The sequence below is a fragment of the Embleya sp. NPDC055664 genome (assembly GCF_053618075.1).
The window spans coordinates 36367-48268 of the sequence record NZ_JBSHGZ010000047.1; the positions used below are offsets into that span (position 1 = coordinate 36367).

Sequence of the window (11902 nt, forward strand, 5' to 3'; positions counted from 1 at the left end):
TGGATCCGGCGTGCGTTCAGCTCAGGAGGGTCGTGATGCGGCGGGCGACTCGGTCGAGCGGGTCGCGGCTGCGGTGCGCCCTGGCCAGGAGGAGGGCGCCCTCGACGAGGGCCAGGATCGTGACGGCGAGGTCGTCGGCGTCCGGATGGCCGGCCAGTCGGGCGCGCAGGATCGCCTCCCAGGAGGTGTAGACCTCCGAACAGGCTTGCTGCAGCGCGTCGTTGGTGGCGGCCGTCTCCAGTGCGACGGTGGCCACGGGGCATCCCTTGAGCCAGTCCGACGCCTCCAGGCGGTCGCCCAGCAGGCGCAGCACGGTCTCGACGAACTCGGCGGCGGACGCGTCGGATTCGGCCAATCCTCCCATCGCGTCGCCGATCGACCGACCGGCTCGGCGGACGGACTCGCCGACCATCTGGTCCTTGCCGCCGGGGAAGTGGAAGTAGAGCGACCCGCGCGGCGCGCCACTGGCCGCGATCACCTGATTGAGGCCCGCGCCGAAGTAGCCGCCGGCCTCGACCAGATCACGGGTCGCGTCCAGCAGTCGGTCGCGCGTGTCGGCGCCCTTCCGTCCCATGGAGTGTGAGACTAGACCGGTCTACATATTTCTTCAACCGGGCAGGGCTTGGGTGTGGAGCAGGATCGGGCGCAGTGGGCCGGTGCGCAGGCGTGCCACGGTCGAGGTGGCGAGCCTGCGGGCCGGGAGCACGGTGATCAGGGCGACGCTGCCGCCGACCAGGGCCGCGGCGGCGATGTCGTGGGGATAGTGCGCCCCGACGTACACGCGTGAGGCGCCCATGAGGACGGCGGCGATCAGGGCGAGGACGCCGAGTCTGCGATCGACCAGGAGGAGGCCGACGGCCGCGGCGAAGGCGACGGTGGCGTGGTTGCTCGGGAAGGCGTAGTCGTTGGCCGCGGGGCATGCCTCCACGAGGAAGGCGTGGGGAAGTGCCCGGCACGGGCGCGGTTCGACGAGGGCCTCCTTGATGCCGGAGTTGACGAGGTAGGCGATTGCCGTGGCGGCGATGGCGGCCAGGGCGGCGGTCATGGTCGCGGCGTCGGCGCGTCTGGCCCGCCACCAGCCGACGCAGAGGAGTAGCACGAACAGGGCCGCGCCATAGGTTGTCCAGGCGAGGGCGGGCGCGTTGAGCCAGGGGGTGTCATGGGCGAAGTCGGTGACTGCGGTGTACCAGCCGCCGTCGATCCGAGCCCCGTCCATGGCTTGGTCGTACATGGGTGTGGTCACGGGATGAGGGCCCCTTCCGGGCATGTCGGGTCTTCGAAGGGTGGGTGCCGGTATGGATCCACCGCCGGGCGTGGGGAACCGATCGGGGTTCGTCCACGTGTTCCGGTCGACGGTGCGCGCCGATGCGCGCGGGCGCGCCGGGGCCTGGTCGCGTAGACTTCGCCTCGATGTCTACAGGCTGTAGACGTCAGGAACTGTAGACGATGCGAGAGGGTGGTGTCGTGACCACCGGTAGTGGCCGCCGGGCGGCGGGCGAATTGGAGAGTTCGATACTCGGCGTGCTCGGCGCGGCCGAGGGGCCGTTGACTCCCGGCGAGGTCCGCGCCGCGCTGGGGGACACACTGGCGCGCACGACCGTGGTGACGATCCTGACCCGACTGCTCGACAAGGGCGTGGTGACGCGGACGCCTGCGGGTCGGGCGTTTGCGTACGCGCCGGTGGCGGACCTGCCGAGCATGGCCGCCGACCGCATGCACGCCGAACTCGACCGCGAACCCGACCGACGAACGGTCCTGGCCCGCTTCGTCTCGCGCCTGGACCGCGCCGAGGAACGCCAACTGCGCGAACTTCTGGATCTCGCCGCGGCCGATCCCCCCGTCGAATCCGAACCGGGCGCATCCCGACACCGCACGGAAGGGGGGTCGACGTGACGTACGCCGTATGGATCCCCCTGCTTCTGCCGCTCCTGCTCCCGGCGGTGGCGAGTATGGCGCGGTGGGAGGTCCTCGCCGACGGGATGTCCCCACACCGGGCGGTCTGGCTGTTCACGGTGACGGCCGTCGTCCTGGGCGGTACGACGGTCGCCGCATTGGCGCTGCTTGTCGGCGGCGGGCTGGTGCAACTCCCGGTGGTGGCGGTCCTGGGCGACTACACGCCCGCCGCGGTGCGCGAGGGAGCCCTCGCCGACCGGCCGATGATCGGCGTCCTGGCGGCGGTGGTGTTGACCGCGGCCCTGTTGTCCCTGGCACGCACGGGGTGGGTGCTGTGGCGCGACCTGGTCGACGCCCGCCGACTCGGCCCGGTCTCGCCGGGGGGTACCGAACTGGCCGTGGTGGTGGACGAGTCGGCGATCGCCTACGCCCTGCCGGGCCGGCCCTCCCGTGTCGTGGTCAGTACGGCGATGCTGCGCGCGCTGGACGTGGACGAGCGCGAGGTCCTGTTCGCCCATGAGCGCGCCCACCTCGCCGGCGGACACCACTTCTTTCTCGCGGCGGTCGAACTCGCGGTGGCCGTCAACCCAGCCCTGCGCCCGTTTCGCACGGTGGTCGCCTACGGCTTGGAGCGATGGGCGGACGAAACCGCCGCCGCGGCTGTCGCGGACCGCCGGCTGGCGGCCCGCGCCCTGGCCCGTGCGGCACTCGCCGCACATACGGGCCCGCGACGCTCGCGCCTCGCCCTGTCCGTGGTCAGCGGACCCATGCCCCGACGCGTCGCCGCGCTCCTGGCACCCACCCCGCAACGGCGCAACCCCACGGCCCGGGCGGCGGCGATACTGCTGGCCGGCTGCGTCACCATCACCTCACTCGGCGTCGCCGACGCCGCACACGACCTCCACGGCAACGTGGAAACCGCCCGCGACACGGTGGCGTCGCCCTCCGGCAGCAGGTGAGAACCGGCCCGTCGGCGACACGCGGGGCCGGCGGCGTCAGTCGGCGAGCAGTTGAAGCAGGTGGGTGCGGGTGGGGCCCTGAGGGCCGGGACCGGGACCGGGGTTGGGTGGGGTGGCTCGGGGCTGGGGGGTTCGGAGTTTGGCTTGGATGGTTGGGCGGGTGAGGACGTCCGCGGGAAGGGCCAGGCACGTGGCCGTTTCCAGGAGGGCGCGGAAGAGGTCGGCGTCGTGGAACGCGGCCGCGCCGAACGGGCTTGGGGTGGGGGGTGGTTCGGTGCTGCGGTCCGGGTTCATCGCGGCGGCGCGGGCGCGGTCGGCGACGAGTTGGTCCTGGTGGTACGGGGTGACGACGCGTTCGGTGGCCTCGTCCCATGCCAGGGGGAACTCGGCCGGGGCGTCGGCGTGTTCGCGGAGTACGTCGCGCAGCAGTTGGGCCTGGACCAGGCCGACGCTGAGGCCGCGTGCGGCGGTGGGGTTGGTGCACGCCCACGCGTCGCCGACGGCCGCGAAGCCGGTGACGACCGGGCGCCCGTCCACCACGAACCGGCGGCGGCAGTCGAGGATTCCGGCCATCGCCACGATGTCGGTCAGGGGCGTACCGGCGAGCCAGTGGGCCTGGGCCGGGCAGGCCGCGACCACCCGGGTGAAGATCTCGGGATCGCGGAGCGCCTTGAGCGGCGCGTCGCCCGACGTGGTGACGACGGTGACGGACCAGGTGTCGTTGTCGCCCGGAATGGTCAGCAGGGCGAACGTGTCGTACTCGGTGTAGGGCGCGCCGCGTCGCGCCGGCTGCCGCGGGCCGGTGAAGTAGCGCGTGTAGTAGGCGAATCCGCCATCCTCGGCATCGACGGCCGGCTCCGGTGCGCCGATGTCGGCGAGCCAACGCGCCGAGCGTGTACGGCGGCCCGTGGCGTCGATCACCAGGTCGGCGTGGGCCTCGGCGCCGTCGGCGGTGCGGACGCCGGTCACATGGGTGGTGTCCGCGAGCACCGGTGCGCCGGTGAGCAGGCCGGCGATCCCGACGCCGCGATGCACGCGGATGCCGGCCGCGACCGCCGCCGCCGCGAACACCGCCTCGACGACGGGGCGTCGGCCGGTGAGGAAGCGGAAACGGTCGTCCTCGGGCCGGGGCACGTAATCGGTGATGCTCGGCGGCAGCGGATGCAGCGCGCTGCCCTCGAAACAGCCGGCCGCCACGAGCCGCTCGATCACATCGGGCAGTTCCTCGGCGAGTACGCCCCGAAACCGGGGCAGCAGGTTGTGCGGCTGGCGAAACTGCGCCACGCCCGGACGCTGCCACGCGGTCCACGCCTGCGCGGGGTCCTCGGGCGGGAGGGATGGGTCGCCCTCGTACACGGTCACCTCGTGCCCGTCACGGGCGAGTAACAGGGCCGTGGTCAGACCCACCACGCCGGCGCCGCAGATGATGACCGATGCCATCGGACCTCCCTCGTGTCGATTCGCCACCGTGGCACGCGGTACGGGGGCGACGCGACCGAATTTGGGGACGAGCACCGCGACGGCGGGCGATTGCCTCAGGCGGCGAGGGCGCCGGTGCGGCGCAGCAGCGGGAGGATGTGATCGGTGACCGCGGGGGCGAGGCGCAGGTGGTCGTCTCGGCCGGACGTCCAGCGCAGGTCGGCGAGTTCGGCGGCGGGCACGGGGTCGCGGTCCAGGCGGGTCTCGAAGACGGTGAGTCGCATGGGCACACCCTCCAGGGCGGCGACGGAGTCGAAGTCGGCGAGGAAGCGCGGTGCCACGAGCCGCGCGCCCAGTTCCTCGTCCAGTTCGCGGCGCAGCGTCTGTAGCGGGTTCTCGCCCGGGTCGGGCTTGCCGCCGGGCAGATAGAACAGGTCCGGCGCCGCCTTCTTGCTGACCACCATGAGATGCCCCGCGTGCACGATGGCCGCCGCGACGACGATCAGCGGACCGTTCGGGTCGAGATTGGGTATGGAATCCGTCCGATCCTGGTGCGTCATGTACCGGATTCTTTCATCCGGGTCGGGCGGCGTGGGTGGCGAGGTCATACCGCGGTCGGTGCAGGTCGGGTCGAGCGCTACCGCGCAGGTTTACCCGCGATGTCCACCGTGTGCGGGAGGACAGGCGGTCCCGGGTCGGCCAGGGTTGCGCCAGGTCGGGCCCGCGTGGGGGCACATCGATATGGCGAAGAGCCATCGGGGGTGTTCGTGGACGGCACAAACGACAAGGACGGAACGAACGGAACGCACGCACCGGGGCGCACTCGCCGTCGCGTGCGCCGCGCGGCGATGGTGTGCGCGGTCGCGGCGGCGTTGATCGCGGCCGTGGTGGGCGTGCCCACCCAGGCGCAGGCGTTCCCGCCGCCGCCCGCACCGCCGCTGCCGGCGGCGAACTCGCACGGCATCACGCTCACCCAGTGGACGAACTCGAACCTGCTCAGCGACCGCAAAATGTACGACGCCACGATGACCACCTCGGCGATCATGCAGGCGCGCGGCGGTACGCCGTCGATCGACCCGGTCACCGTGCCGGTCAAGGTGCGGATCTGGCTGCCGGACGACTACGCGACCGATCCCGCCAACAGGTATCCGGTGTTGTACCTGCTGCACGGCGGGTTCGGCGACTTCGAGCAGTGGTCCGAGTCGGACGCGGGCGACGTGCTGAACACGATCGACCGGCGAACCTTCAAGGGCATCGTGGTCATGCCCGAGGGCGGCAAGGCCGGTTGGTACACCGACTGGGCCGGACACACCCAGGGCAACTTCGCGCCGATGTGGGAGACGTTCCACATGCGGCAGTTGGTGCCCTGGATCGACGCGAACTTCAACACGATCGACAACCGTTCGGGACGCGCGATCGCGGGTGTGTCGATGGGCGGACTCGGCGCGCTGCGCTATGCCGCCGATCTGCGGGACCGGTTCTCGGCGGTAGGGGCCTTCTCGGGCGGCACCACGCTCGCCGACGACCGGGCGTTGAACCGGGTGGCCGACTCGATGCTCGGATATGGCGCGGCGACCTCCTGGAACGGGCTGATCGATGCGAACTACCGTGTGTTCGGCACCCCGTTGGAGCGCGCCGAGGCCGTCTACGGGCCCCAGGCGAACTGGTCGGCGATCACCCCGGTGGGCCTGGCCGCGGCGGGCAAGTACGCGGACTACGCGGGCAGTTCGGGCAAGTTCGCGATGTACTCCGGTGGCGCGAACGGCCAGGGGTTGCCCAGCGGGCAGGGGGAGTCGGACATCAAGACGTGGAACGACCAACTGCGCGCGGTCATCGGTACGTCGTTCACGCCGCGCTACTGCACCGGTCCCGGTGAACACGGCTGGGACTACTGGCGCAACGACCTGCGCGACTTCATCCAGTACGTGTACGGCGCCACGCCGCCCGCACACTGCACCGAGAACGGCCGTACGGGGAACACGGGCAGCGTTCCGTGGGTCGCCATGTAGGCCGGGCGCGCCGGCAGGAATGAGTGTGCCCGGCGCGGGCAGACGGCCGGTCACGGAGGTTGTGGGCAGTGGGCACGAACCGAGGCCCGAAACCGCAGCCGTAGCCCTGGCCGTAGCCGAAGAAGGGTCGCGTGTGATGCCTGAGTCGAAGAACGTGACGGATACGGTGGCGGTGGCGCCCGAGGTCGCCGACGGCGCGCGACTCGTGCCGGGCGGGCCGGACCGCTTGCCGCAAACGGTGGAGCCGACGGCCGCGGGCACGCGCGGTCGCACCGCGATCGCCGACGGCGTGATCGCGAAGATCACCGGTGTGGCCGCCCGGGAGATCGAGGGTGTGCACGCCCTGGGCGGCTCGGTGGCGCGAGCGCTGGACGCGGTACGCCGGCGGGTGCCGGGCGGTCGGCCGAACGTGGCGCACGGGGTGAGCGTGGAGGTCGGCGAGCGCCAATGCGCCCTCGACCTGAACCTGGTGGTGGAGTACGGCGTCCCGATCGCCGAACTGGGTCAGGCGGTGCGCGGGAACGTCATCGCCACGGTCGAGCGCATGACCGGCCTGGAAGTGGTCGAGGTGAACGTGGCCGTCGACGACATCCACCTGCCCGACGACGACCACACATCCACCCGGGTCGCCTAGCCACCCCCGCCATTCGCCTTTCGATGCAGCCACGCGATGGTGAACTCCCGCTCGGGGAACGGTGGTTGGGTCCGAGCGCAGGGGGACGAAGGGTTCGCCGGATCAGCTCTTCGGGGACGATCCGGGGGTCTGCTTGTTCCGGGTCACGACGGCGCCGAAGAGGGCGAAGCCCCTGATCACGACGCGTGGTGTGCCGGGCTTGTCGAGCTTGCGGGCAACTCGTTTGTCCACGACGCCGAACAGGCCGAACCCCCTGACCTCGACCTCGATGTCGTCCGGCACCAGGATCCTGGTGCCGCCCCAGAGCGAGACGGCCCGGATCTCGGTGTCCCGGCTGCCGAAGCGGGCCTCGGACAGATCCAGTCGACCGCCGCCCCACATCGACCAGACGGTCAGGCGCGACGGGACGACCCACTCGCCCTTGCGTTCGAAGCCGCTGAAAATCCCGGATACGAAGCGGCCGGAGGTCGGCGCGCGGTCCACCACGAGTGTGTCCCGGGGGCCCGGTTCGGGGAGGCCGCGGCAGGCGGCCTCCAGTTCGGCGCGGGTGCGCGCCGCGTGTACCTCGTCGAGCCGGGGCCCCAGTCGGTCCACGGCGAGCCGGCCGTTCTCGACGGCGCTGCGCAGGCGTTCCTCGGCCCGGTATCGATCGACGTCGTCGGCGAGGACCACCTGCTTCGGGTCGGTCGCAAGGTGCCGTTGGGGGTCGGGGTGTCCGGGGTCGGCGGTCATGGCGTCATCCTTCGAGGTGGGTGGCGAGGACTGCGGACAGGGCGGCGCGGAAGGCCTCGTCGTGGCCCGGGTCGTCGGGATCACGGCCGAGGTCGGTGAGCCAATACCGTCGGCCCATCGCATAGCCGTAGGAGCCGGACAGGGCCAGGAAGACGACCATCTCGACCCGGGCCCGATCCGGTCCCCGGGGCGGGGGGAGCACGCTGCGTACCCCCTCCTCCACGGCGTCGACCAGTTTGGAGAGGTTCGCCCCGGGCGTCTCGACGTCCCAGTCGTGCAGTTGGGACCAGGCCCACAGCCGTACGTAGCGCTCGTCCGCGACGATGTCGAACAGGACCCGCGTCATGCCGCCCGCGAAGGGCACGCCCCCGTCGGCGCGCATACGTTCGCGGACCAGTTCGCGTTTGCGCTCGTTCTCGCGTTGCAGGACGGCTCGTACCAGCGCCCGGTAGGTGCCGAAGTAGTGCGTCACCAGTCCGTGCGTCACGCCGACCGCCTCCGCGATCCGGCGCAACCCCACACCGTCCGGGCCGTGTTGCGCGATGAGTTCGGTGGCGGCTTCCAGGATCTCCTCCCGCGCCTGCTCGGGCGTGCGCCTGCGTCGTCCGGTCATGACCCTCCTATTGGCAAGATGGATAATAAGCTGTTGACCACCTTGCCAACAAGGCCGGGCGGCAGGTGACAGGCGGCCGGGGCGTGACGGGCGAACCGGCGGGGTTCGCAGGAGTCGGCCCGTGGGCGAGCCGTTGTCGAATCGAACGATGCCGATTCTCATATAAGCGATCCGTATTCTCGGAATGTTGAATTCCCGATGGAAATATCATTCCTGCATACGGGCGAATCTCGACTAACTGGTTGCATGGCTCCGGGGCGGCGACCTACATTGATGTCGCCAACCCGCCGACCGGGAAGTCGAGACGGATTCAATTGCGCACTGATTCCAGTACACGAACCGTAATCGTCTCCGGAGCAGAATTCGGCTGGGGCAGCTCGGGGAAACTCGGCGCGATCCTCGCGGCCTTGCGCGAACGCACGGCGGTGCCGCTGCGATTCGTCGGCCTGGCCTCCGGGCTCGGCCGGCCCGTGTTGTCCGAACACGCCATCGAGCGCTGGTACGACCTGCCGGACGACGCCGAGGACGTACCCGAAGCCGTCACCGCCGTCACCGGCGCGGAAGCGGCGGTGGCCGCGGTCGTCGTCCTGGACGGTGCCGTCGCCAAGGCGACGGAGGCGGCCGGCGTACCGACCGTGTTCGTGGACAGCCTGCCGTTCATGTGGGGCGAGGGGGACCGGGTGGCGCTGCCCCTGGAGGCGACGGTCTACTGCGCGCAGAGGTGCGTCGAACTGCCCGCCGAATGCCGGGACGTGCTGGCATCCGTGCGAGCGCTGCGCTGGGTGGGCGCCGTCGTCGGCACCCCGCCCCGCGCCGAGCGGGCGGCCTCCGCCGCCGGTCCCCACCGCACCGCCCTGGTCAGTCTCGGCGGCCTGCGCGCACCTCGGCTCGCCGACTGGACCGCCTATCCGCGCATCGTCGTTCCCGCCGTCCTGGAAGCGCTCGCCGCCCACGGGGTGCACGAGGTACACCTCGCCGGCAACCTGCCGGCCGACCTCGCCGGACGCCTCGTGGACGCGTCGATCACCCCGCCACACGTGAGCACGGGCGCGCTCGCACACGGCGAGTTCCTGGATCGGCTCGCCGGCTGCGACGTGCTGCTGACCTCCCCGGGCCTGACCACCCTCCTCGAAGCCGGCCGGCTGCGCGTCCCCACGCTGTGCCTGCCGCCACAGAACCTCAGCCAGATCTTCAACGGCCGTTTCCACAGCCGCGCGATCGGTACGAAGACCCGAATCACCTGGCCCAAGGCGGTGTTCGCCGAAGAGGAGGCGCTGTCGCTGCGTACTCGCGGCGAGGACCACGCCCTGGAGCGAATCTATGCCGGAATCGCCGCGGCGGCCGCGGACACGGCGGTCCGGAGCACGACCGTCGTGTTGCGCGACGCCATCCTGACCGCGCTGCGCGGCGCCGCCGCCGGGGCCGACGACTGGGGCGCGCTGACTGCGACCGTCGGTGTCGACGGGGCCGCGGACGTGGCCGACGCCCTGCTCGCGCTCCTGCCGGGCGTACCCCGCGCCGCCTGACCGCCGCACACCCTCATGTCGTCCCGCCCCGCCACACCCATGCCCGCCCCGCCTCCGACCGGCCCGAAGGGGTCCCCTGTGCGTGAGCGTCATCGTTATCTGTTCATCCGGATTCTGGAAGCCTGCAACGCCGACTGTTTCATGTGCGACTTCGCGTTGTCGCGCGACACATTCCGCTTTTCGCGCGAGGACTTCGCCGACCTGTTGCCGAAAGCCCGCGCGGCCGGCGTGGCTTATGTGCGCTTCACCGGCGGCGAACCCCTCATGCACCCGGACGTGGTGGACCTGGTGCGCTCCGGCGCGGCGGCCGGTATGAAGATGTCCCTGATCACCAACGGCTCGATGTTGCCCAGGATGGCCGAGCGGCTGGCCGAGGCGGGCCTGGCCCAGGTGATCGTCAGCCTCGACGGGGCGTCCGCCGCGACGCACGACGTCTACCGCCGATCGCCAGGCATGTTCGACAGCGGGCTGCGCGGACTGCGCGCCGCCGCCGACCTCGGCGTCCTGCCCCGGGTCAACACCGTGGTCGGACCACACAACTACCACGAAATGCCGCTGCTCCAGGAGGTGTTGACGCGAGCCGGAGTGCGACAGTGGGAGTTGTCCGCGCTGAAACTGGACCGCAGCATCACCTATCCCGACCCCGACGACGTGCGCCGCGTCTGCGACCGCGTCTACGACGCGGACCCGAACGTGCTGCTCGTGCCGATGGGCAAACGTTTCTACGGTGACGAACCTGCGGAACAGGAACGCTACTTCGCCGAATCCGTCACCCCGCGCGCGTCGCTGCCGCAGTGCCACGTCGCCGACGACGTCATCTACATCGACGGCAAGTACGGGCGGATGTACGCGTGCAGCTGCATCCCGCACCGCGAAGGGGACGACGGCCCGGGCGGCGCGCCGCTGCGCGAAGCGGGTGTGATCGACCTGGACACCCCGGCGTTCCGTGCGCACGCCGACTTCTACCGCGAACGCGGGCCCCTGGTGTGCAACGGATGTTCCACCACGGCGGCCGGCTACAGCGACGACGTCGCCCGGCTGGGGTCGGTGACGGCATGGCAGTACTGACTCCCCGGGAAGGAGCCGACGCGCGACGAACGGCCGGCGAGGGGCCGGGCTCCGCGGCACCGTCCGCCGAGTCCGCGCGGCGGATCCTGCTGGTCTCCCGCGACGAGCACCTGGACTCGCTGCTCGCCCGGCGCCGGATCGCCGCCCATCTCGGGGACCTGCGGCCGGTACGGGAGGCCCCCGACGAGCCGCGGCCGGACGTGGTGTTGGTCTGCGACGACGAGGACGCCACGGGCCGACTCCGCGCGTCCGGCGTGCCGGTCGTACACCTGACGTCGGGTCACCGGCCCCCGGGCGACCCACCCGCGCGCGTCGACGGAGTGCTGCATCGGGTCCATCGGCCCGGATGGTTGCCCGACCCCGCGCCCGGCGCCGGCGAGGCCCGACCCACCGGCCTGCTCGCGCCCGCCCGGTCGGCGCGCGGGCGGCAACGCGGCGGAACCCTGCTGCTGTTGTCGGCGTGGGAGGTGCCGGCCGCCGAGGCGGACACCTTCGCCGCCGAGACGGTGCCCGCGCTGGTTCGGGCGGCGCTGCGCCGGACCGGTCGATGCGACGTGGTCTGCGATACGCGGCTGAAGCCGATCCGCGCTGCGCTGGCCGGTCTCGGCGACGACCGGCGGGTGCGGGTGAGCCGCGCGGTCGACGTGGACGTGGACGCGTTGCACGCCGAGGCCGAAGTCTTCCTGGCCGCACCGACGTTGGGCGCCGTCGCCCTGGCCCGGGCCCGGCGTGCGCCGCTCGCGTTCCTACCCGCCCTGGGCGAGGCCCAGCGCGATCTGGCCACGCGGATGCGGCGGTTGCTCCCCATTCCGCTCGTCGAGGATCCCGAGCACGACTCCGTATGGGAATCGTCCGACGGCGCCGTGCCTTGGGACCTACTCGACCCCGAACCGGACGATCTGCGCGGCGCGCAACGCGTCGCCCGCACACTCCGCCAACTCGCGCTCGCACCATTGTGAGCAGCCCGGTACCCGACCGGGTTTTCCGCCGGGTCTCCACCCGGCCGCACCGCCCCCGCTGAGCGCCCGGGTCACCACCACCGGCCGGGC

13 protein-coding genes are annotated in these 11902 nt (G+C 71.7%); 7 read left to right on the forward strand and 6 right to left on the reverse strand.

Annotated elements, in window-relative coordinates; all coding sequences use genetic code 11:
• Positions 1 to 16 precede the first annotated feature (16 nt).
• Positions 17 to 574 (reverse strand): TetR/AcrR family transcriptional regulator, encoded by a 558-nt coding sequence (locus ACWGR4_RS43085; protein ID WP_452130023.1) that lies wholly within the window; start codon positions 572 to 574, stop codon positions 17 to 19.
• A 33-nt stretch (positions 575 to 607) separates the two neighbouring features.
• Positions 608 to 1243 carry a phosphatase PAP2 family protein gene (locus tag ACWGR4_RS43090; protein ID WP_380002311.1) on the reverse strand — a complete coding sequence of 212 codons (636 nt, stop codon included), beginning with the start codon at positions 1241 to 1243 and terminating at the stop codon, positions 608 to 610.
• Between the two features lie 221 nt (positions 1244 to 1464).
• On the opposite strand from ACWGR4_RS43090, the gene ACWGR4_RS43095 reads away from it, so the two are divergent.
• Together ACWGR4_RS43095 and ACWGR4_RS43100 are read left to right on the forward strand one after the other, a co-directional pair.
• Entirely contained in the window at positions 1465 to 1893 is a 429-nt protein-coding gene (locus tag ACWGR4_RS43095; protein WP_380002310.1) for a BlaI/MecI/CopY family transcriptional regulator, read from the forward strand.
• Complete coding sequence (locus ACWGR4_RS43100) at positions 1890 to 2852, forward strand: M48 family metalloprotease (protein WP_452130024.1); 963 nt, start codon at positions 1890 to 1892, stop codon at positions 2850 to 2852. Before ACWGR4_RS43095 ends, ACWGR4_RS43100 begins: the two co-directional genes overlap by 4 nt.
• A 36-nt stretch (positions 2853 to 2888) precedes the next feature.
• Here the strand turns inward: ACWGR4_RS43100 and ACWGR4_RS43105 are convergent, their stop codons facing one another.
• Together ACWGR4_RS43105 and ACWGR4_RS43110 are read right to left on the reverse strand one after the other, a co-directional pair.
• Positions 2889 to 4292, reverse strand: coding sequence for an FAD-dependent oxidoreductase (locus ACWGR4_RS43105; protein ID WP_452130025.1), 1404 nt, complete (start codon positions 4290 to 4292; stop codon positions 2889 to 2891).
• 95 nt (positions 4293 to 4387) lie between these two features.
• Positions 4388 to 4831: an NUDIX hydrolase gene (locus tag ACWGR4_RS43110; protein WP_452130026.1), complete on the reverse strand. Its 444-nt coding sequence runs from the start codon at positions 4829 to 4831 to the stop codon at positions 4388 to 4390.
• Positions 4832 to 5038: 207 nt separating this feature from the next.
• Between ACWGR4_RS43110 and ACWGR4_RS43115 the strand changes: the two genes are divergently transcribed.
• Both ACWGR4_RS43115 and ACWGR4_RS43120 read left to right on the forward strand, forming a co-directional pair.
• On the forward strand, positions 5039 to 6280 hold the full coding sequence (locus ACWGR4_RS43115; protein ID WP_452130027.1) for an alpha/beta hydrolase: 1242 nt from the start codon (positions 5039 to 5041) through the stop codon (positions 6278 to 6280).
• Positions 6281 to 6416: 136 nt separating this feature from the next.
• Positions 6417 to 6914 carry an Asp23/Gls24 family envelope stress response protein gene (locus tag ACWGR4_RS43120; RefSeq protein WP_452130028.1) on the forward strand — a complete coding sequence of 166 codons (498 nt, stop codon included), beginning with the start codon at positions 6417 to 6419 and terminating at the stop codon, positions 6912 to 6914.
• Positions 6915 to 7016: 102 nt separating this feature from the next.
• On the opposite strand, the gene ACWGR4_RS43125 is transcribed toward ACWGR4_RS43120, so the two are convergent.
• Positions 7017 to 7646 carry a DUF1707 SHOCT-like domain-containing protein gene (locus ACWGR4_RS43125; protein ID WP_452130029.1) on the reverse strand — a complete coding sequence of 210 codons (630 nt, stop codon included), beginning with the start codon at positions 7644 to 7646 and terminating at the stop codon, positions 7017 to 7019.
• 4 nt (positions 7647 to 7650) lie between these two features.
• Positions 7651 to 8259, reverse strand: a complete 609-nt coding sequence (locus ACWGR4_RS43130; RefSeq protein WP_452130030.1) for a TetR/AcrR family transcriptional regulator — start codon at positions 8257 to 8259, stop codon at positions 7651 to 7653.
• A 314-nt stretch (positions 8260 to 8573) separates the two neighbouring features.
• On the opposite strand from ACWGR4_RS43130, the gene ACWGR4_RS43135 reads away from it, so the two are divergent.
• The 3 genes from ACWGR4_RS43135 to blsF all read left to right on the forward strand — a co-directional run bounded on the left by ACWGR4_RS43135 (position 8574) and on the right by blsF (position 11812).
• A complete protein-coding gene (locus ACWGR4_RS43135; protein WP_452130031.1) occupies positions 8574 to 9785 on the forward strand; it encodes a hydroxymethylcytosylglucuronate/cytosylglucuronate synthase in 1212 nt (403 codons plus the stop codon).
• 78 nt (positions 9786 to 9863) lie between these two features.
• Positions 9864 to 10853, forward strand: coding sequence for a cytosylglucuronate decarboxylase (gene blsE, locus ACWGR4_RS43140; protein ID WP_380002301.1), 990 nt, complete (start codon positions 9864 to 9866; stop codon positions 10851 to 10853).
• Positions 10841 to 11812, forward strand: coding sequence for a CGA synthase-related protein (gene blsF / locus ACWGR4_RS43145; protein ID WP_452130032.1), 972 nt, complete (start codon positions 10841 to 10843; stop codon positions 11810 to 11812). The genes blsE and blsF overlap by 13 nt, the downstream gene beginning before the upstream one ends.
• Positions 11813 to 11902 lie beyond the last annotated feature (90 nt).

What these genes read in the sequence shown, in the direction of transcription:
- ACWGR4_RS43085 (WP_452130023.1), bottom strand. Translation starts at nt 574, where the DNA reads ATGGGACGGAAGGGCGCCGACACGCGCGACCGACTGCTGGACGCGACC.
- ACWGR4_RS43105 (WP_452130025.1), bottom strand. Translation starts at nt 4,292, where the DNA reads ATGGCATCGGTCATCATCTGCGGCGCCGGCGTGGTGGGTCTGACCACG.
- ACWGR4_RS43110 (WP_452130026.1), bottom strand. Translation starts at nt 4,831, where the DNA reads ATGACGCACCAGGATCGGACGGATTCCATACCCAATCTCGACCCGAAC.
- ACWGR4_RS43120 (WP_452130028.1), top strand. Translation starts at nt 6,417, where the DNA reads ATGCCTGAGTCGAAGAACGTGACGGATACGGTGGCGGTGGCGCCCGAG.
- ACWGR4_RS43125 (WP_452130029.1), bottom strand. Translation starts at nt 7,646, where the DNA reads ATGACCGCCGACCCCGGACACCCCGACCCCCAACGGCACCTTGCGACC.
- ACWGR4_RS43130 (WP_452130030.1), bottom strand. Translation starts at nt 8,259, where the DNA reads ATGACCGGACGACGCAGGCGCACGCCCGAGCAGGCGCGGGAGGAGATC.
- blsF (WP_452130032.1), top strand. Translation starts at nt 10,841, where the DNA reads ATGGCAGTACTGACTCCCCGGGAAGGAGCCGACGCGCGACGAACGGCC.